The organism is Bradyrhizobium sp. SZCCHNRI2009, from assembly GCF_032485115.1.
Classification (GTDB): Bacteria; Pseudomonadota; Alphaproteobacteria; order Rhizobiales; family Xanthobacteraceae; genus Bradyrhizobium.
The window spans coordinates 112,611-131,316 of record NZ_JAUEUH010000004.1; the positions used below are offsets into that span (position 1 = coordinate 112,611).

Genomic DNA, 18,706 nt, shown 5'->3' on the forward strand with positions numbered 1-18,706 from the left:
CCTCTCAGTTGCGCCTGGAGAGCAGCCGCGCCCGACGGCGACACTGGCAGGATATCGAACGTCGTCCGTGCCGTGCGATGCACAGCCGGTGCGCGTTCGCCTGGACCCCTTCGTGTGCGCCTGCGAGCAACTCGCGCCCGATGTCGATGCTGACGGATCCGGGCACTCCCCCTGCGATGTCCTTGTTTGGCTTTCCGGCATTCTGCGTCAGGACCGGCAGGGACGCCAGCACTGATGCGCCGCCCGGGTGCGACCATCGGGCGCTTTCGGGCGTAGCTGGAGCGGACGTCGCGGGTCGAGCGCCTCAGAGGATTTCGGCGATCGACTGGCCCTGCAGCTCGATGCTGAGTCCCTGCATGCCGAGATCGGTGATCTCGCCGCCCATCGCCTTCAGGCTTTCCTCGCGGATCAGCGACATCAGCCCGCGCCGCAGCGCCAGGAATTCCGACGACATCATCATCGCTTGCTGGCGCGGGCGCTCGAGCGGGATCTGGATTTCGGCCTTGATCGAGCCCGGGCGCGCGGTCATGCAGTAGACGCGGTCGGACAGGAAGATCGCCTCGTCGATGTCGTGGGTGACGAACAGCACCGAGATCTTCAGCCGCTGCCACATGTTGGTGAGGATCTGCTGCATGATGATGCGGGTCTGCGCGTCGAGCGCGCCGAACGGCTCGTCGAGCAGCAGCACCTTGGGACCGGTGGCGAGCGCGCGCACGATGCCGACGCGCTGCTTCATGCCGCCGGAGAGGCGCTCGGGATAATGGTTCTCGAACGCCTCGAGGCCGGCGAGCCCGAGCAGAGTGCGCGCCGCGCGTGCGCGCTCGAACTTCGGCATGCCGCGCATCTTCAGCCCGAACTCGACGTTCTCGCGCACCGTCTTCCAGGGAAACAGCGAATATTGCTGGAACACCATGCCGCGCTCGGCGCTCGGACCCGTCACGGCATGGCCGTCGACCGTGACGACGCCGCTGGTGGGTTTGAGGAAACCCGCGACGGCGTTGAGCAGTGTCGACTTGCCGCAACCCGACGGTCCGACGATCGAGACGAACTCACCAGGCTCGACGTGGATCTGCGTGTCGGTGACGGCCTCGACGGCGCCGTCGATGGTCTCGTAGCTCAGGGCGAAGTTGCAGACCTCGATATGGCCCTGTCTCGTATCCGCTGCGGCTTGGCTCATCGCGACCTCCAGGGCATCACCAACTGTCCGGCTGCGCGGATCACGAGGCTCGAGCCGAGCCCGAGCACGCCGATCGCGATCATCCCGAGCGCGATGTCGGCATACTGGACCAGCGAATAGGCTTCCCAGGTGAAGTAGCCGATGCCGAACTGCCCCGAGATCATCTCGGCCGCGATCAGCGACACCCATGCGACGCCCATGCCGACGGTGAGGCCGGTAAAGATGTGCGGCAGCGACGCCGGGAAATAGACCTCGCGGAAGATCGCGGTCTCCCGCGCGCCGAGGCACTTGGCGGCCCGCACCAGCACGGGGTCGACCAGCGTCATGCCGTGCAGCGTGTTGACCAGGATCGGAAAGAACGAGCCGAGAAAGGTGATGAAGACGATGCTCTGCTCGTTGGTCGGCCACAGCATGATCGCCATCGGGACCCAGGCGATCGCCGGGATCGGACGCAGCACCTCGGCGACCGGAAACACGATCTCGTGCACCAGCCTGAAGCGGCCCATGATCAGGCCGAGCGGCACGCCGACCAGTGCGGCCAGCGAGAACCCGATGAAGATCCGGCGGCAACTGAGCAGGATGTGCATCAGGAATTTCGGATCGTGGATCGCCTTGGTGAAGCTCGCATAGACGGCCAGCGGCGCCGGCACGTTGGTGAACTTCACGAAGAAGACGACGCGGTAGGTCGTCAGCAGGTGCCAGCCGATCAGGAACAGGATCAGCGACGCGGTGCCGATCAGCACCGACTGCAGCCTGTCCTGGTTCAGCCGGAACCAGCGTGCCGCGCGGGCGGAGACGTCCGGACGGCTCGGCGGGATCGCGGTGCCAGGCGCGGCGGTCGCCGCGGCCTGGTCGGGGGATGTCATCAAAGCGGGGCTGCTCAAGTCTTGCCTCCCGCGACCGCCAGCTTCACGGCGTCATCAAGTCCCATCACCTTGCCGCCGATCTTGGCGGCATAGGCCTCGGCATCCTTCTTCAGCAGGAACGGCGCGATCTCGCCATTGGCCGCGGCGAAGAACGCCTGGTCGGCGAACAGCTTGATGCCGCGCGCGGTGTCGAAGACGTAGGCGACGTTGATCTTCTTGCCCTTGGCCTTGTAGTCGGCATAGGCGCCGAGCGTGCAGGTCGCGCTGCTGAAGGCTATGATGCCCTCGCCGTCGACCCAGACCTCGCCGGCCTTGCGCGGCTCGGTGATCGGCCTGTTGCAGAACTTGTCCTCGCCGGAGATTTCGTAGTTCGCGGTGCTTGCGAGATCCTTGTCGTAGTCCAGCTTCAGCTCGGCATAGGCCTTGCGGATGTAGCTGTCGTCGACCCATGTCTTCGGATCGAACTCTTTCATGCGGCCGAGGCTCTGCAACACCTTGACGTCGGTTGCGGCGGCATCCACCAGCGCCGGCTTGATCGTCGGATCCGTGGTCATGTTGCCGCCGGGGCCGAGGAAGATGTAGACGACCTCCTTGTTGATCCCGGTCCATTCCTGGATCTTTTCGGCCGCCGCCTTCGGATCCTGGCGCAGCCACTGGTTGGCGGCGATCACCGCCTTGACATAGGCGATGACGACCTCGGGATATTTTTCCGCGAAGTCGGTGCGGACGACGACGCCATGGAATGTCGGCAGGTTGGTCTGGACGCCGTCGAAGATCTTGCGCGCAAAGCCGCGGAACGGCAGCAGTTCCGCGAACGGCACGAAATCGGCGTGCGCGTCGATCTTCTTTTCCTGCAGGTTGGTCGAGCCGACCTCCGGCGTCTGGCTCACCAGCTGGAAGAAATCCGCCGGATAGCCGCCGTCCTGAAGCGCCTTCAGCACCATGCCGTGTGCGGCCGAGCCGAACGGCACGCTGACCAGCTTGCCCTTGAGGTCGGAGAGTTCGTAGTAGGGCGAGTCCTTGTGAACGACGATGCCGTTGCCGGAGCCGGCGAGGCTGTAGGCGGCGACGGCGATCAGCCGGCTCTTGCTCTCGGGATTGTTCTCGAAGGTGAAGCCGTTCACGATCAGCGGGTAGTCGCCCATCATGCCGAACTGCAGCTTGTTCGCCATCATCCCGTTGGTGACGGGCGGACCGGAGGTGAAGTTCTGCCACTCGATCTCGAACTTGATGTTGGCGTATTTGCCGTCCTTGGGCAGATACTTCTCCAGCAGGTGAAGCTGCCGCACGATGGTGCCGGCCGTCACCGTGTTGGTCGTGGTGTCCTGGGTGCCTATGCCGATCGTGACTGTCTCTGCTGCGACGGGCTGCGCCGCGATCAGGGACAGACAGGTGACGGATAGCAAGAGCGCGTGACGGCAGCGGACCATTCTCATCCCCGTTCGGTTGGATGGCTGATGGCGCCATGATGAAGGCCGCGTCCACGAGCGCAAATCCGGAGTTCGGCAGCGGGTGGATTAGTTGCCGTCAAAATCCGGTTGCGTACTCCTTGGGCAATTTCGCTCATGACAGCCGCTTGCATGAGCAGGCCGGCTAATCCGCGGCCTGGCCGCGCATCTCGTCCAGGACGTCGGGCCGGCAGACCACGATCTGCGAACGCCTGGTGCGGACGATATTCTTTTCCTGCATCCGCTTGAGGCTGATCGTCACCCACTGCCGCGTCGCCCCGACCATGTGGGCGATGTCGGCATGGGTGAAGGCCGCGGCAATGACCTTGCCGTCGGGATCATCCACGCCATAGAGGTCGACGAGATGCAGCAGCAGATGAGCGAGCCGCTCGGTGATCGAACGCGTCCCCAGCATTTGGGCCAGGGCGGAGTAGCATTTTCCCTTGAAGCTCAACCCTTCGATCAGTCCGATCGCGAGATTGGGGATCTCCGCCACCAGCGTTCGCAGCTCCTTGCCGGGAAGCTGGATCACGCTGGCATTGCTGGCGGCGATGCCGGACCATTGATGCACGCCGGTGTCGAACACCTCGGGACCGCCGACGAAATTGCCGACATGCCAATAGGCCAGCGTGATCTCGCGCCCCTGCGGCGACGTATAGAACACGCGGATGCGGCCGCTCTCGACCAGGAAGATGCCGTCGTGCCTGGCGCCCTGGCTGAACAGCGTCTGGCCGCGGTTCAGCACCTTGCGGCGGCCCTGCTTGAGCACCTGCTCACGCTCGCGCAGGCTGAGCCTTTCGATCAGCGACGGCGGGCCGCCGATGGATTGCTGGCTTTCGGTGAGCAGGAGCGACGAACTGGTCACCGCGCGCGCTGACGTCATGGGAGAGGGCACGGCGTCCGCAGCTGATTTGGCTGCCTGCAGCAACATGTCTTGCCTCCGCATTGATCATACTGATCAGAAGCGGAGCAATGTTCGTGCCATCCGTCACCGCGCGACGCACCTCAGGCGGCAACGAGTTCCCAAAGGTATGATTTCGGATAGATGCCGCGATTGTGGCCGTCGGAAAACGCGATGTTCAAGCCGTAACCGAGATCTCCGACCCCGACGATGCCGATCCCGGGAAACTGCGCCGGGAAGCGGCCGTCGAGGCGGGCCCGCCTGCAATGCGCGCACATGCAGGACAGCCGCAGCCGTTCGGCGGACAGCTCCGCGGGAGCGCCGCCGGCATTCCGCAGCCGTAACGACGCCAGGTCGGGACTGACTTCGCTGTTGAGGGTATCGGCTGGAATCATGGCGCCTCCTGGTTGTGCCGAAGCCGGCGTCGTCACGCTAGGGGAGACGGACCGGGGCCCCCAGCAACTAATTGCCTCGTTCGACGGAATGTGGAGCGCGAGGTGCTTCGTTGCCGCGCGCTCGCCTTCCCGCGGAACAATCTTTGCAACTAATCCACCGCCGCGGCGCGTTCGAAATTGCCGAACCGCGCCGTTTCCGCGACATCGTCGTCAGCAACCGCCACACGGCGCGCCCCGCGCCTCAGGAGACGACGATGAGCGCTTTTCAGACCGAGACGGTGTTGTCGGTCCGGCACTGGACCGATTCGCTGTTCAGCTTCACCGCCACGCGGGATCCCGGCTTCCGCTTCCAGAACGGGCAGTTCGCGATGATCGGGCTCGAGGTCGACGGCCGGCCGCTGATGCGCGCCTACAGCATGGCGAGCGCCAATCACGAGGAGGAGCTGGAATTCTTCAGCATCAAGGTGGCGGACGGGCCGCTGACCTCCCGGCTGCAGAAGATCAAAGAGGGCGATCGCATCCTGGTGGGGCGCAAGGCGACGGGAACGCTGATCGCGGGCAACCTGATTCAGGGCAGGCGTCTGCTGCTGCTGTCGACCGGCACCGGGCTGGCGCCGTTCGCCAGCCTGGTCAAGGATCCCGACATCTACGAGACCTACGAGACCATCGTGCTGGCCCATGGCTGCCGCCAGGTCTCGGAGCTCGCCTATGGCGAGCAGCTCGTCGATGGCCTGCGCGGCCACGAATTCTTTGGACCGCTGGTCCGGAACCGGCTGCTTCATTACCCCACAGTGACCCGCGAGCCGTTCCGCAACCGCGGCCGCATCACCGACCTGATCGCATCGGGGCAGATGTTCGCCGACATCGGCGAGCCCGACCTCGATGTCGAGACCGACCGCGTCATGCTCTGCGGCAGCCCGGCGATGTTGGCCGAGCTCCAGGCCATGCTGGAGGGCCGCGGCTTCGTCGAAGGCAACCACAGCACGCCCGGCCATTTCGTGGTCGAGAAGGCGTTCGTCGAGCGCTGACTGGCCGGCGCGAAGAAATGCGCTCAGGCGACAACTAATTGCTATCGCCGGGTGCCCCGCTGAACAAGTCTGATCCGGACCGGTGTGACCCCGGCCAAGCAGGAGCTTAGAATGGCAATGGATGAGATCGTCGACGGCCTCTCGGAGGTGTCCTGCGACGTGCTGGTGATCGGCGGCGGCACCGCCGGTCCGATGGCTGCCCTGAAGGCCAAGTTGAAGAATCCCAAGGCGAACGTCGTTCTGCTGGAGAAGGCGAACGTCAAGCGCTCCGGCGCGATCTCGATGGGCATGGACGGCCTGAACAACGCCGTCATCCCCGGCTATGCAACGCCGGAGCAATACACCAAGGAGATCACGATCGCCAATGACGGCATCGTCGATCAGAAGGCGGTCTACAAATACGCCCAGAGCTGCTACGGGATCATCGAGGAGCTCGACAGCTTCGGCATCCGCTTCCTCAAGAACGAGAACGGCGACTATGCCGTCAAGAAGGTGCACCACATCGGCACCTACGTGCTGCCGATGCCGAACGGCGAGACCGTCAAGAAGGCGCTGTACCGGCAACTGCGCCGCGCACGCATCCTGATCTCCAACCGCTACATGGCGACGCGGCTCTTGAAGTCGAGCGATGGCCGCATCGCCGGCGCCGTCAGCGTCAACACCCGCACCGCCGAAATGCTGGTGATCAAGGCCAAGGCCGTCATCCTGTGCATGGGCGCGGCGGGACGGCTCGGCCTGCCGACCTCGGGCTACATGTTCGGCACCTATGAGAATGCGGCCAATTCCGGCGATGGCTATGCGATGGCCTATCACGCGGGCGCGGCGCTCGCCAATCTCGAATGCTTCCAGATCAATCCGCTGATCAAGGACTACAACGGTCCGGCCTGCGCCTATGTCGCCGGTCCCTTCGGCGCCTATACCGCCAACAACGAGGATCGCCGCTTCATCGAATGCGACTATTGGTCGGGCCAGATGATGCTGGAATTCTACAACGAGCTGCTGTCCGGCAAGGGGCCGGTGTTCCTGCAGCTCAAGCACCTGCACGACAAGACCATCGAGGAGATCGAGCACACCCTGCACAAGGTCGAGCGGCCCACGCGGGGGCTGTTTCAGGAGGGCCGCGGCGTCGACTACCGCAAGGAATCGATCGAGATGCACATCTCGGAGATCGGCTTCTGCTCCGGCCACAGCGCGTCGGGCGTGTTCGTCGACGACAATGCCCGCACGACCGTCCCCGGGCTCTATGCGGCCGGCGACATGGCCAGCGTTCCGCACAACTATATGTTGGGCGCATTCACCAACGGTTCGTTCGCCGGGCTCGACGCGATGGAGTTCGCCGACAATCATGATTTCGGCGACATCGATGCCGCCGAGATCGCGCTGGAGCGCGAGCGCGTGCTTGCGCCGACCAAGCGCGAGGATGGCATTCCGCCGAACCAGATCGAGTACAAGACGCGGCGCCTGGTCAACGACTATCTGCAGCCGCCGAAGGTGACGCGGAAGTACGAGCTCGGGATGCGCCGGCTCGCCGAGGTCCGCGAGGACATGCAGGAGCGCATGATCGCACGCAACGCGCATGAACTGCTGCGCGCACTGGAGGTACAGTCGATCATGGATTGCGCGGACATGGCCGCCCATGCCTCGCTGTTCCGCGAGGAGAGCCGTTGGGGGCTCTATCACTGGCGCACCGATTTTCCGGAGAAGGACAACGAGAACTGGTTCTGTCACACGCTGCTGAGCAAGCTGGACGGCCGCATGACCAGCGAGAAGCGGGCGGTGCAGCCCTATGTCGTGCCGATCGCGGACGATGAGAAGGACCTCTACGACAAGCAGCGCATCCGCGCCAGCGCCTGACGATCAGAAGGAGAACGAGACATGCCTCTTGCGACCTATCAGACGTCGGTCCCGGTCGTCGTTGACGACGCCAAATGCATCGCCGACAAGGGCTGCACGGTCTGCGTCGACGTCTGCCCGCTCGATGTGCTCCGGATCAGCGACATGACCGGCAAGGCCTTCATGGCCTATGATGAATGCTGGTACTGCATGCCCTGCGAGGCGGATTGCCCGACCGGTGCCGTCACCGTCAACATTCCCTATCTGTTGAGGTGATCATGTCGAGCCCGTTCGAATCCTACGACGATCTCGACGACGCCGACGAGCGGCTCGGCGCCGCCGATCCGGCGGAGCGGCGGGTCGCGATCATCGCGTTGGGACATTCCGGCGATCCCGCCGCGGTCGCGCATCTGGCGAAGATGGTCGCCGATCCCGACGCCGGCGTGCGCCAGCAGGTCGCCATGGCGCTCGGCGAGTTCGACGGGCCGGAGGCGGCGGAGGCGCTGGTCCAATTGCTCGTTGATCCCGAGCGGATCGTTGCATCGGCAGCCGCCGACAGTCTCGCCGAGTTCAAGGATCCCGCTTCGGCCGACGCCATCCTGCCGCTGGTGAAGCATGCCCACGCCTTCGTCCGGATGGGCGCGTTGCGCGCGCTGAAGGAGCTGCGGCGCAAGGACACGCTCAAGCCGGCGCTGGAGGCGCTGCAGGATCCGGATGCCGCGGTCCGTGTGCAGGCGATCGGCGTCATCGGCTTCCTCAAGCTCGAGGAGTCGATTCCGGCGCTGACGGCGCTGATCAGTGATCCCGATGCGCATGTCCGGCGCGCGGCGGTCAGCGCGCTCGCCTTCTCGCACATGAAGATCGCCGCGGAGACCATCACACGCGCGCTCAAGGATTCCGACTGGATGGTGCGGGAGATGGCGGCCGAGACGCTCGGGCTCAACGTCAATGGTGCAGTCGCCGCCGATCCGTTGATCGCCTGCCTGGCGGATGAGTTCTGGCAGGTGCGCCTGAAGGCGATCCGCAGCCTCGGACGCATGAAGGTGCCGCATGCGGTGCGGCCGATCGGCCAATGCATCACCCACGAGCAGGCCAATCTGCGCAAGGAGGCGGCGGCTGCGCTCGGCGAGATCGCTGCGCCCGACGGCGAGCCGTACCTCGCGCTGGTCGCCGACGATCTCGATCCCGACGTGCGCAAGAATGCGAGATGGGCGCTGCACCAGATCGCGGCGAGCAAGGCGAGAACCGGCGCGTAATCGCGCGCCGGCCACGAGCGTTCCCGACCGCATGGCGGACCGGGCGGTCAGCCAGATGACGAGCCTTGCGACGATCATGTCGCGGCCGATCGCGCGCGAGCCCCGCAGGGCCGCGCGCCGCACGTTCTCGTGCGCCCCACGTCCCGTTCTGGACGGCTCCCGGATTGTCTGACAGAAACGTCGGACGCATCCATCGGGCATCATGACCGCTGCAGCGCAAACGGAGAGAGGGGCCGGTCAGTCCGGCCCTGGTGACACGCCTCCATTGCCGACCGGCTGTCGCGCGGCCGCGAGGGGATGCGCCGTGCCGAGGTCTGATATGACCCGCGGACGAGCTGCAAAGGAAGTCGGAGAGCTGCCATGAACGCCAATGTCAAACTGCCTGCCGCCAAGGGCGTCTTCATCGAGAACAAGTGGCAGCCCGCGCAGTCGGGCCGCACCATTGCGATGCTGGCGCCGGCGACCGGACAGGTGATCGCCTCGATTGCCGCCGGTGACGCGGCCGACATCGATCTTGCCGTGGCGGCGGCGCGCCGCGCGCTGGAAGGCCCGTGGGGCCGGCTCGCCGCGGTGGACCGCGGGCGCCTGCTGTCGAAGCTCGGCCGCCTCGTCGAGGACAATGCCGAGGAGCTTGCGAAGCTCGAAGCGGCCGATACCGGCAAGCCGATGAAGCAGGCCAAGGCGGACGTCGTCGCGGTCGCGCGCTATTTCGAATATTACGGCGGCGCCGCGGACAAGGTGCATGGCGACACCATCCCGTTCCTCGACGGCTTCTTCGTCACCACGGTGTACGAGCCGCTCGGCGTCACCGGCCACATCATTCCGTGGAACTATCCGGGGCAGATGTTCGGCCGCACCGTCGCGCCGGCGCTGGCGATGGGCAACGCGACCGTGATCAAGCCGGCCGAGGAGGCCTGCCTGGTGCCGCTGCGTCTTGCCGAGCTCGCGGCGGAAGCCGGCTTCCCGGCCGGTGCGATCAATGTCGTGCCGGGTCTTGGCGAGGAGGCGGGTGCGGCGCTGTCGGCGCATGACGGCATCGATTTCATCTCCTTCACCGGCAGCCCGGAGGTCGGCACGCTCGTGCAGACGGCGGCCGCGAGGAACCACATCGGTTGCACGCTCGAACTCGGCGGCAAGTCGCCGCAGATCGTATTCGCCGACGCCGATCTTGATGCCGCGCTGACCTCGGTGGCCGCGGCGATCGTGCAGAACGCCGGCCAGACCTGCTCGGCCGGCTCGCGCGTGCTGGTGGAGCGCTCGATCTGGGACCGCTTCCTGGCCGACCTCACGCTCCGCTTCGAGAAGATCACGGCCGGCACGCCGGAGATGGATCTCGATCTTGGTCCGGTCATCAGCGCGGTCCAGAAGACGCGGATCGAAAACATGCTGGCGCGCGCCGAAAGCGGCGGCGCCAGGCGCGTGGCGACCGGCAGAATCGCCGAGGGCGTGCCGAGCGAGGGCTTCTATGTGGCGCCGGCGCTGTATCAGCACGTCGCGCGCGACTCCGAGCTGGCGCGCGAGGAGGTGTTCGGTCCGGTGCTGGCGGCGATGCCGTTCGACGACGAGGCCGACGCCGTCAGGCTCGCCAACGCCACCGATTTCGGCCTGGTCGCCGGCGTCTGGTCGGGCGACGGCTCGCGCGCGATGCGCGTCGCGCGCAAGGTCAAAGTCGGCCAGATGTTCGTCAATGGCTACGGCGCCGGCGGCGGCATCGAGCTGCCGTTCGGCGGCATGAAGAAATCGGGACACGGCCGCGAGAAGGGTTTCGAGGCGCTGTACGAGCTTGCCGCGATGAAGACCCTGATCGTCAAGCACGGCTAGCGGATTCGCATCTCCGATCAATTCCGCCGTGCGGACGTCACTGACAATGCCGCCCGGCGTTGTCGTTGTCAGTCCGCGCGGCGAGGCGCCAGAGCATGATCCGGAAAAGTGGAAGCCGGTTTTCCCTCGCGACAAACGCCGAAGGCGTTTGCGCGGAGATCATGCTCAAACAACGAGATGACATCAGGGTTTGCAGAAGGAGACGAGTGGATGAGCGACGAAAAAGAACTGTTCGAGAAGGGCCTGAAGGTGCGCCGCGAGGTGCTCGGCGCGGCCTATGTCGATGGCAGCCTCGCCAAGGCCGACGACTTCATGATGGCCTTCCAGCACATCACCACCGAAATGTGCTGGGGCTATGCCTGGACCCGGCCAGGACTGGATCGCCGCACCCGCAGCATCATCAATCTCGCGATGCTGACCGCGCTCAGCAAGCCGAGCGAGCTGAAGCTGCACGTCAAGGGCGCGCTCACCAACGGCGTCACCGTCGACGAGATCAAGGAGATCCTGCTGCACGCGACCGTCTATTGCGGCATCCCCGCGGGCCTCGAGGCGTTCAAGGCCGCGCATGAGGTGCTGGTCGCGGAAGGTGCCATCGCCAAGAAGGACGGCGCATGAGCGCGCCGCAAAAGGTCCTGTTCGTCGGCATCGGCAACATGGGCTGGCCGATGGCCGCGCGCCTGCTCGGCGCCGGCTTTGCGGTCGCCGTCAATGACGCCGTGCCCGGGCGGGCTGCTGAATTTGTCGCCAAGGTTGGCGGTGTCGAGGCCGGCGACCTCGCGGCCGCGGCGGGGCAGGCGGATGTCATCATCACGATGCTGCCGACCAGCAAACATGTCGCGGACGCCGTCGGCGCGCTGCGCGCCGGCCTGACGCGCGATCACATCGTCATCGACATGAGCTCCGGCGCGCCGGCGGCGACGCAGGCGATCGCCGCCGATCTCGCCCCGCTCGGCGTCACCATGCTCGATGCGCCGGTCAGTGGCGGCGTGCCGCGCGCCGTGACCGGCGAGCTCGCGATCATGACCGGCGGCGAGCCGGGCGCGCTCGATCGCGTCGAGCCGCTGTTGCGCGCCATGGGCACGACGATCCACCGCATCGGCGGCCTCGGCTCGGGCCAGGCGATGAAGGCGCTCAACAACCTCGTCTCGGCCGGTGGCTTCCTGATCGGCGTCGAGGCGCTGCTGATCGGCCAGCAGTTCGGCATCGACCCCGGCCTGATGACCGACGTGCTCAACGCCTCGACCGGCATGAACAACTCGACGCAGAAGAAGTTCAAGCAGTTCGTGCTGTCGCGCCAATTCAACAGCGGCTTCGGGCTCGACCTGATGGTGAAGGACCTGTCGATCGCGCTCGAGGTCGCGCGTGCCGCCGGCGTCGCCGCGCCGTTCTCCAACCTCTGCCGCGAGCTCAGCGCCAGCGCGCAGGGGATGCTCGGACCCGGGCAGGATCACACGGCGCTGGCGAAGCTGAGCGAGGCGCTGGCCGGCGTCGAACTGGGCGGTGAGTAGCCGACCGCGTGACCAGCCGAGCGTTTGCGAACTCGCGGTCACATTGCCCGCGCCGCCGACCACACCAACCGTGTCATCCCGGGCAAGGCCGCCAACGCCATAGCGTTGGTGGCCGCCGACCCGGGATCCATACGCCGTGAGGGGGTGGCCGGGTGAGCTGGAGCGGCCATCGTGCCTCGAACTCCGCCCTGTGGTTATGGATCTCGGATCTGCGAGCGCGTGCCGCGCGCTTGTCCGGGATGACAGAGAGAGTGGGTTGGCCGTCCGGGCTAGCCCTGCCGCCGCAGAAATCCCGTGATCGTCACCTTCTCCCAAATCCCGGCCGCGGCAAACGGGTCGGCGCGGTTGAACGCTTCGACCTCGGCGCGGCCGGGAGCCTCGACCAGGAACAGGCTTCCGATCATCGTCGAACCATCGTCGGAGACGAGCGGGCCGGACATCACGATGGTGACGGGAAGGCGCGCGCTGTCGCCGAGATAGGCCTTGTGCGCGTCGTAGTTGGCAAGCCGGACCGGCAGCGCGTCCCGCTTGTCGAGCGCGTGAATCGCAAACAGCATGAATTCTCTCCGCAAGTTGAAGCAGGACGGCTGCGTGCCGTCCTGCTTCCGGACTGATGGCTGATCCTATTTCGCGCTGAGCTTGCCTGCATCCTCGAAGCTCGGGCAGGTGCGCTGCTCCAGCGACACGTCGAACGGCTGATAATTGTCCTTGGTGATGACGGTCGGCTTCAGCACGATCTCGTTGATGACGGGCTGGCCGCGCAATGCGCGGACGGCCATCATGGTGCCGAGGCAGCCTTGGGCGAAGCCGTTGTAGTCGCCGCTGGCGAGCAGCTTGCCGGACTTGATGGCGTCGATCGCCTCCTTGGTGCCGTTGATGCCGATCACCTGCGCCTTGCGGCCGGCGCCGTCCAGCGCCTCGATCGCGCCGACCGCCATGGCGTCGTTGGCGGCGAGCACGCCGTCGATCTGCGCATTGGACTGCATCAGGTTCTCCATCACCTGCAGGGCCTGCAGGCGCTGATAGTTGCCGGGCTGCGACGCCAGCAGCTTGGCGCCGGGGTTCTCCTTGAGCGCGTCGTTGAAGCCGCGGACGCGGTCGACATTGGTCAGCGAGCCCTTGACGCCTTCGATGATGACGATGTTGCCCTTGCCGCCGAGCGTCTTGAGCAGGAAACGTCCGGTCTCAAGGCCCAGGCTGTAGTCGTCGGCGCCGACGAAGGCGACGAACTTGCCGCCGGCGGAGCGGTCGGTGATGTTGACGACGGGGATCTTGGCGTCGTTGATCTTCTCGACCCCGGGCACCATCGCCTTGTAGTCGACCGGCGTGAACACGATCGCGCTCGGCTTCTTCACCACGACGTCCTCGATCTGGCTGAGCTGCTCGGGGATCGAGTCCGGCTTGGTCGGGATGTAGTGCAGGATCTTGGCGTTGAGGACCTTCGCCATGTTGTCGGCGCCGACGCGCACCGTCTGGAAGAACGGATTGGTCTGGTTCTTGGTGAAGACGGCGATGGTCTCGCCGTCGGCCCGGGCCTGCGTCGCGCCTGCGGCGATCAGAAGTAACAGAGCGAGACAGCGCGTGATCCGTTGTTGCATGTCGTTTCCTTCCCTCGTTTTCTTGGTTGTATGACAGGTTCATTGCGCCGGGCGCCGGGTCTTCATGTCGAGCCAGACGGCGACGATCACGATGATTCCGGTGACGAGCGGCTGCCAGTTGGCGCTGATCGCGAGCAGGTTCATGCCGTTCAGCACCAGCGTCAGGATCAGGGCGCCGATGAAGGTGCCGAACACCGTGCCGACGCCGCCGAACAGCGAGGTGCCGCCGATCAGCACCGCGGCAATGGCCGGCAAGGTCAGGCTTTCGCCGATGTCGGCTTCCGCGGAGTTGAGCCGCGACAGGAAGATGATGGAGGCGAGCCCGGCCATGGTGCCGGAGACGGTGTAGACGAGCAGCAGCCGGCGCGCGACCGGAATGCCGGACAACCGGGCCGCGACCGGATTGGCGCCGATGGCGTAGATCTCCTGGCCCCAGATCGTGCGTTGCGCGAAGAACGTTCCGATCGCGAGGAACACCAGCAGCAGATAGACCGGGATCGGCAGCCCGAGCAGATAGCCGCTGCCGATCTGGCGGAAGCCCGCGGGAAAGCCGTGGATCGTCTCGCCCGCCATGTACCAGTAGGTGACGCCGTTCAGCACCCAGAGCATGCCGTAGGTGGCGATGAAGGAGGGGATGCGCAGCGCCGTGACCATGAAGCCATTGAGGAAGCCGACGCTGCCGCCGGCGAGCAGCCCGGTCAGGATCCCGAGTGCGGGCGAGCCGGTCTGATGGATCACGGTGCCGGCGAGACACGCCGACAAGGCAACGTTGGCGCCGACCGACAGATCGAGGCCGGCGGTCAGCACCACCAGGGTGAGGCCGGAGGCGATGAAGAAGGTCAGGCTCGCCTGCCTGAGCACGTTGAGGATGTTGCCGAGGCTGAGGAAGGAGTCGCTCAGCACGGTCAGCGCCGCGCAGATCAGCAGCGCGGCGAGCATCCGATAGAACACCTGCGCGGCGTTCTGCGACAGGAGCGAGCGCGGCGGCGGCAGCGTGTCCTTGGCGATGTCGGTCATGACCGGCTCCGCAGGCCGTCGAGGAACATCGCGATGATGACCAGCGCGCCGACGCTCGCGACCTGCACCGAGGACGGCAGCGACACCAAATTGAGGCCGTTGCGCAGCACGCCGACGGCGACGACGCCGAGCACGGTGCCGAGCAGCCAGCCATTGCCGCGCTCGAACGAGGTGCCGCCGACCGCGACCGCCGCGATGGCGTCGAACTCCATCCCGAGCCCTGCGGTCGGATGTCCCGAATTCATCCGCGCGGTCATCAGCAGACCGGCGATGCCCGCCATCGTGCCGCCGATCGCGTAGACCGCGATCAGGAGTCGTGTCGGCGACAGGCCGGCATAGCGCAGCGCCTCGCGATTGCCGCCGAGCGCGAAGATGTAGGTGCCGAACCTGGTGTGATAGAGCAGGCCGTGAAACGCAGCGTAGGTCAAAAGCCCCATCACGATCGGCACGGGGATGCCGAGCAGCGTCGCCGAATAGATGTCGCGCACGCCGTGGGGAATGCCGACCACGCTCTGGCCGTCGCTCACGATCAGCGACAGGCCCTGCGCCATGCCGAGCGTGGCGAGCGTCGCCACGAACGGCGGAATCCCGACGATCGCGACCAGCCAGCCATTGACGGTGCCGAACGCCGCGCCGACCAGCACCGCGGCGCCGAGGCCCAGCAGCACGGACTTGGTCGCGAGCGAGACGATGGCGACGCAGAGCGATGTCAGCGTCAGCACCGCGCCCATCGAGAGGTCGAGCCCTTCGGTCATGATGATCAGGGTCATCGGCAGCGCGAGCATGGTCAGGATCGTCGACTGCACCAGCACGTTGGACAGGTTCGCGGCCGACAGGAAGCCCGGCGCGATCGCGCCGAACAGCGCGATCAACAGCACCAGCACGATCGCCACGCCCGGGATGCGCTGCAGCGTTCGGAGCGGCGCGACGATGGTGGCGTCACTCATCATGCATCCCCAGTCGCACGATATTCTCCTCGGTCAGCTCGCTGCGCGCCAGGTGCCCGGCGATGCGGCCTTCGCGCATGACATAGGCGCGGTCGCAGACGTGGCAGATCTCGATCTGCTCGGACGAGATCATCAGCGCGGCCGCGCCATCGGCGACCAGCCGGTCGATCAGCGCGAAGATCTCGGACTTGGCGCCGACGTCGATGCCGCGCGTCGGCTCGTCGAAGATGAACAGCCTGGCGCCTGCCGCCAGCCACTTGCCGATCACGACCTTCTGCTGGTTGCCGCCCGAGAGCAGGCCGACCGTCTGCCGCGCATTCGGTGTTGCGATGCGCAATTGCCGGATCAGCCCGTCCGCCGTGCGCTGTGCGCCGCGGGGATCGTAGAGCCCGCTGGGAAACAGCTTCTTCAGCGCCGAGACCACGAGGTTGTCGCCGACCGAGCGCAGCAGCGCCAGGCCCTCGCTCTTGCGGCTCTCGGGGATCAGCGCGATGCCGCGGCGGGCCGCGATGTCGGGCTCGCCCGCGATCGGCCTGCCGTCGAAGATGATCTCGCCTTCGCTGACGGGATCGGCGCCGAAGATCGCGCGCGCCACCTCGGTGCGGCCGGAGCCGACGAGGCCGCACAGGCCGACGATCTCGCCCCGCCGCACCTCGATGTTGATGTCGGCGATCCCGGTTGTGGCGCTCAGTCCCTTGACCTCGAGCAGCAGCTCGCCGGGTGCTTCCGCGAACTGGCGCGGATAGGTCATGTCGACATTGCGGCCGACCATCATGCGCACGAGCTGGTCGGGCGTGACGTCGGCGGGGCTGACATCGCCGATGCGGCGGCCGTCGCGCAGCACGGTGATGCGGTCACCAAGCGCGAACACCTCGGCCATGCGGTGCGAGATGTAGACGATCGCCACGCCGTCCGCCTTGAGCCGTCGGATCAGCGCGAACAATAGCTCCGCCTCGCGGTCGGACAACGCCGCCGTCGGCTCGTCCATCACCAGGATCCGCGCATTCTGGCTGATCGCTTTCGCAATCTCGACCATCTGCTGCTGCGCGACGCCGAGCGTGTCGACGATGACAGAAGGATCGATGTCGAAGCCGATGCTGTCGAGCACGCGCTTGGCGTCGGCCAGGATCTTGCGGCGGTCGATGGTGCCGGGCAGGCGGCCCTTCGGCTCGCGGCCGAGATAGATGTTCTGCGCGATGTCGAGGAATGGCACCAGCGAGAATTCCTGGAAGATCACGGCGATGCCGAGGTCTTGCGCATCGGCCGTCGAGGCGATCGCAACCTTCTTACCCTTGTAATAGACCTCACCCGCATCGGCGCTATAGGCGCCGCACAGGATCTTCATCAGGCTGGATTTGCCGGCGCCGTTCTCGCCGAGCAGCATGTGGACTTCGCCCGGGTAGATCGCAAACGAGACGTCGTCCAGCGCCTTGACGCCGGGAAACGTCTTGCTGATCCCGCGCAGCTCCAGCAGCGGCGCAGGCGATGGGGATGCGATGGCGGCTGCGGCGCTCATGCCTGCGCTCCGCCGGCGAAGATCTTGCCCGGATTCATCAGGCCATCCGGATCGAGCGCGGCCTTGATGGCGCGCATCACCGCGACGGCTTCGCCGAGCTCGTCCTCGAGATAGTCGACCTTTCCGAGGCCAATGCCGTGCTCGCCGGTGCAGGTGCCGTCCATCGCGATCGCGCGCGCCACCATACGGGCCTGCAGCGCCTTGGCGCCGGCGAGCTCGCTTTCATCGCTTGGATCGATCAGGATCAGCATGTGGAAATTGCCGTCGCCGACATGGCCGACGATCGGTGCGAGGAAGCCGTTGGCGTCGGCGTCCCGGCGCGTTTCGGTAAGGCATTCGGCCAGCCGGGAGATCGGCACGCAGACATCGGTGATGACGGCGCGGGCGCCCGGCCGCAGGCCGAGGCCGGCGTACAGCGTATTGTCGCGGGCGTGCCAGAGCCGGCTGCGGTCCTCGGCCGCCTTGGCCCAGGCGAAGCCGCGGCCGCCATGCTCGATCGCGATCGCCTCCGCCGTCTGCGCCTGCTCGGCGACGGCGGCCTCGGAGCCGTGGAATTCCAGGAACAGGGTCGGCGTCTCCTGATAGCCGAGCTTCGAATAGGCATTGATGCCGCGCATCATGACGTCATCGACGAGCTCGATGCGGGCGGCGGGGACGGCCGACTGGATCAGCGCGATCGCTGTGTCGACCGCGTCGTGCAAAGTCGGGAAGCTGCAGGTTGCGGCCGAGATCGCCTGGGGCAGGGGATGCAGCTTCAGCGTGATCTCGGTGATCACGCCGAGTGTCCCCTCCGATCCGACGAACAGCCGTGTCAGGTCGTAGCCGGCGGCGGATTTGCGCGCACGCTTCGCGGTGTGGATCACCCGGCCGTCGGCCAGAACCACCTCCAATGCGAGGACGTTGTCCTTCATGGTGCCGTAGCGCACCGCCATGGTCCCGGAGGCACGGGTCGAACTCATGCCGCCGATCGAGGCGTCGGCGCCGGGATCGATCGGAAAGAACAGGCCGGTCGTGCGCAGCGCCGCATTGAGCTGCTTGCGGGTGATGCCGGGCTGCACCACGACGTCCATGTCGGCGTCATGCACGGCCAGCACCTTGTTCATGCGGGCGAAGTCGAAACAGACCCCGCCCGCGACAGCCGCAGCGTTGCCTTCGAGCGACGTGCCGGCGCCGAACGGCACGATCGGCGTGGCAGCCTCGGCGCACAGCCTGACGATGTCGGCGACCTCCTGCGTCGTCTCGGGAAACACGACGATGTCGGGCGGCATCGCCGGATAGTACGACTCGCTCCGGCCGTGCTGATCCAGCACGCCCCGCGCGAGACTCGCGCGTGGCCCGATCAGGTTCGAAAGCCGCTCGGCCAATGCGCCGGTGCCGACCCGCAACTCCATCATT

Annotated in this window: 18 protein-coding genes; 7 read left to right on the forward strand and 11 right to left on the reverse strand. The window is 66.2% G+C overall.

The window, feature by feature from the left end; all coding sequences use genetic code 11:
- Positions 1-304 precede the first annotated feature (304 nt).
- The 5 genes from QX041_RS15660 to QX041_RS15680 form a co-directional block, all read right to left on the reverse strand.
- Positions 305-1,177, reverse strand: coding sequence for an ABC transporter ATP-binding protein (locus tag QX041_RS15660; protein WP_315769575.1), 873 nt, complete (start codon positions 1,175-1,177; stop codon positions 305-307).
- Positions 1,174-2,061 (reverse strand): ABC transporter permease, encoded by an 888-nt coding sequence (locus tag QX041_RS15665; protein ID WP_316165898.1) that lies wholly within the window; start codon positions 2,059-2,061, stop codon positions 1,174-1,176. Before QX041_RS15665 ends, QX041_RS15660 begins: the two co-directional genes overlap by 4 nt.
- Positions 2,058-3,473 (reverse strand): ABC transporter substrate-binding protein, encoded by a 1,416-nt coding sequence (locus tag QX041_RS15670; protein ID WP_315825321.1) that lies wholly within the window; start codon positions 3,471-3,473, stop codon positions 2,058-2,060. The genes QX041_RS15665 and QX041_RS15670 overlap by 4 nt, the downstream gene beginning before the upstream one ends.
- Before the next feature lie 163 nt (positions 3,474-3,636).
- The gene (locus tag QX041_RS15675; RefSeq protein ID WP_315752353.1) at positions 3,637-4,422 is read right to left on the reverse strand and encodes a Crp/Fnr family transcriptional regulator; all 786 of its coding nucleotides are present in this window, start codon (positions 4,420-4,422) and stop codon (positions 3,637-3,639) included.
- A gap of 74 nt (positions 4,423-4,496) precedes the next feature.
- Positions 4,497-4,787, reverse strand: a complete 291-nt coding sequence (locus QX041_RS15680; protein ID WP_315713523.1) for a gamma-butyrobetaine hydroxylase-like domain-containing protein — start codon at positions 4,785-4,787, stop codon at positions 4,497-4,499.
- 254 nt (positions 4,788-5,041) lie between these two features.
- Here QX041_RS15680 and QX041_RS15685 point away from each other — a divergent pair, with 254 nt between their 5' ends.
- The 7 genes from QX041_RS15685 (at position 5,042) to QX041_RS15715 (ending at position 12,233) form a co-directional block, all read left to right on the forward strand.
- Positions 5,042-5,815, forward strand: a complete 774-nt coding sequence (locus QX041_RS15685; RefSeq protein WP_316165899.1) for a ferredoxin--NADP reductase — start codon at positions 5,042-5,044, stop codon at positions 5,813-5,815.
- A gap of 111 nt (positions 5,816-5,926) precedes the next feature.
- Positions 5,927-7,669, forward strand: a complete 1,743-nt coding sequence (locus QX041_RS15690) for a fumarate reductase/succinate dehydrogenase flavoprotein subunit (RefSeq protein WP_315713521.1) — start codon at positions 5,927-5,929, stop codon at positions 7,667-7,669.
- A 21-nt stretch (positions 7,670-7,690) separates the two neighbouring features.
- Positions 7,691-7,924 carry a ferredoxin family protein gene (locus tag QX041_RS15695; protein ID WP_006609939.1) on the forward strand — a complete coding sequence of 78 codons (234 nt, stop codon included), beginning with the start codon at positions 7,691-7,693 and terminating at the stop codon, positions 7,922-7,924.
- A 2-nt stretch (positions 7,925-7,926) separates the two neighbouring features.
- A complete protein-coding gene (locus QX041_RS15700) occupies positions 7,927-8,904 on the forward strand; it encodes a HEAT repeat domain-containing protein (protein WP_315825319.1) in 978 nt (325 codons plus the stop codon).
- A gap of 360 nt (positions 8,905-9,264) precedes the next feature.
- Entirely contained in the window at positions 9,265-10,725 is a 1,461-nt protein-coding gene (locus tag QX041_RS15705; protein WP_315769591.1) for an aldehyde dehydrogenase family protein, read from the forward strand.
- Positions 10,726-10,935: 210 nt separating this feature from the next.
- Complete coding sequence (locus QX041_RS15710; protein WP_315713518.1) at positions 10,936-11,340, forward strand: carboxymuconolactone decarboxylase family protein; 405 nt, start codon at positions 10,936-10,938, stop codon at positions 11,338-11,340.
- The gene (locus QX041_RS15715; protein WP_316165901.1) at positions 11,337-12,233 is read left to right on the forward strand and encodes an NAD(P)-dependent oxidoreductase; all 897 of its coding nucleotides are present in this window, start codon (positions 11,337-11,339) and stop codon (positions 12,231-12,233) included. The genes QX041_RS15710 and QX041_RS15715 overlap by 4 nt, the downstream gene beginning before the upstream one ends.
- Positions 12,234-12,502: 269 nt before the next feature.
- Here QX041_RS15715 and QX041_RS15720 read toward each other — a convergent pair whose 3' ends face one another.
- The 6 genes from QX041_RS15720 to QX041_RS15745 all read right to left on the reverse strand — a co-directional run bounded on the left by QX041_RS15720 (position 12,503) and on the right by QX041_RS15745 (position 18,702).
- Positions 12,503-12,790, reverse strand: coding sequence for a YciI family protein (locus QX041_RS15720; protein ID WP_315752359.1), 288 nt, complete (start codon positions 12,788-12,790; stop codon positions 12,503-12,505).
- 66 nt (positions 12,791-12,856) lie between these two features.
- Positions 12,857-13,831 (reverse strand): sugar ABC transporter substrate-binding protein, encoded by a 975-nt coding sequence (locus tag QX041_RS15725; protein ID WP_316165902.1) that lies wholly within the window; start codon positions 13,829-13,831, stop codon positions 12,857-12,859.
- A 39-nt stretch (positions 13,832-13,870) separates the two neighbouring features.
- A complete protein-coding gene (locus tag QX041_RS15730) occupies positions 13,871-14,848 on the reverse strand; it encodes an ABC transporter permease (protein WP_316165903.1) in 978 nt (325 codons plus the stop codon).
- The gene (locus tag QX041_RS15735; protein WP_316165905.1) at positions 14,845-15,795 is read right to left on the reverse strand and encodes an ABC transporter permease; all 951 of its coding nucleotides are present in this window, start codon (positions 15,793-15,795) and stop codon (positions 14,845-14,847) included. The genes QX041_RS15730 and QX041_RS15735 overlap by 4 nt, the downstream gene beginning before the upstream one ends.
- Entirely contained in the window at positions 15,788-17,311 is a 1,524-nt protein-coding gene (locus tag QX041_RS15740) for a sugar ABC transporter ATP-binding protein (protein WP_316165907.1), read from the reverse strand. The genes QX041_RS15735 and QX041_RS15740 overlap by 8 nt, the downstream gene beginning before the upstream one ends.
- Positions 17,308-18,702 carry an FAD-linked oxidase C-terminal domain-containing protein gene (locus tag QX041_RS15745; protein ID WP_316166180.1) on the reverse strand — a complete coding sequence of 465 codons (1,395 nt, stop codon included), beginning with the start codon at positions 18,700-18,702 and terminating at the stop codon, positions 17,308-17,310. Before QX041_RS15745 ends, QX041_RS15740 begins: the two co-directional genes overlap by 4 nt.
- Positions 18,703-18,706: the final 4 nt, after the last annotated feature.

Coding starts and splice junctions, on each gene's coding strand:
- QX041_RS15660 (WP_315769575.1), bottom strand. CDS start 1,177: ATGAGCCAAGCCGCAGCGGATACGAGACAGGGCCATATCGAGGTCTGC.
- QX041_RS15670 (WP_315825321.1), bottom strand. CDS start 3,473: ATGGTCCGCTGCCGTCACGCGCTCTTGCTATCCGTCACCTGTCTGTCC.
- QX041_RS15675 (WP_315752353.1), bottom strand. CDS start 4,422: ATGTTGCTGCAGGCAGCCAAATCAGCTGCGGACGCCGTGCCCTCTCCC.
- QX041_RS15680 (WP_315713523.1), bottom strand. CDS start 4,787: ATGATTCCAGCCGATACCCTCAACAGCGAAGTCAGTCCCGACCTGGCG.
- QX041_RS15685 (WP_316165899.1), top strand. CDS start 5,042: ATGAGCGCTTTTCAGACCGAGACGGTGTTGTCGGTCCGGCACTGGACC.
- QX041_RS15690 (WP_315713521.1), top strand. CDS start 5,927: ATGGCAATGGATGAGATCGTCGACGGCCTCTCGGAGGTGTCCTGCGAC.
- QX041_RS15695 (WP_006609939.1), top strand. CDS start 7,691: ATGCCTCTTGCGACCTATCAGACGTCGGTCCCGGTCGTCGTTGACGAC.
- QX041_RS15700 (WP_315825319.1), top strand. CDS start 7,927: ATGTCGAGCCCGTTCGAATCCTACGACGATCTCGACGACGCCGACGAG.
- QX041_RS15705 (WP_315769591.1), top strand. CDS start 9,265: ATGAACGCCAATGTCAAACTGCCTGCCGCCAAGGGCGTCTTCATCGAG.
- QX041_RS15710 (WP_315713518.1), top strand. CDS start 10,936: ATGAGCGACGAAAAAGAACTGTTCGAGAAGGGCCTGAAGGTGCGCCGC.
- QX041_RS15715 (WP_316165901.1), top strand. CDS start 11,337: ATGAGCGCGCCGCAAAAGGTCCTGTTCGTCGGCATCGGCAACATGGGC.
- QX041_RS15720 (WP_315752359.1), bottom strand. CDS start 12,790: ATGCTGTTTGCGATTCACGCGCTCGACAAGCGGGACGCGCTGCCGGTC.
- QX041_RS15725 (WP_316165902.1), bottom strand. CDS start 13,831: ATGCAACAACGGATCACGCGCTGTCTCGCTCTGTTACTTCTGATCGCC.
- QX041_RS15730 (WP_316165903.1), bottom strand. CDS start 14,848: ATGACCGACATCGCCAAGGACACGCTGCCGCCGCCGCGCTCGCTCCTG.
- QX041_RS15735 (WP_316165905.1), bottom strand. CDS start 15,795: ATGAGTGACGCCACCATCGTCGCGCCGCTCCGAACGCTGCAGCGCATC.
- QX041_RS15740 (WP_316165907.1), bottom strand. CDS start 17,311: ATGAGCGCCGCAGCCGCCATCGCATCCCCATCGCCTGCGCCGCTGCTG.
- QX041_RS15745 (WP_316166180.1), bottom strand. CDS start 18,702: ATGGAGTTGCGGGTCGGCACCGGCGCATTGGCCGAGCGGCTTTCGAAC.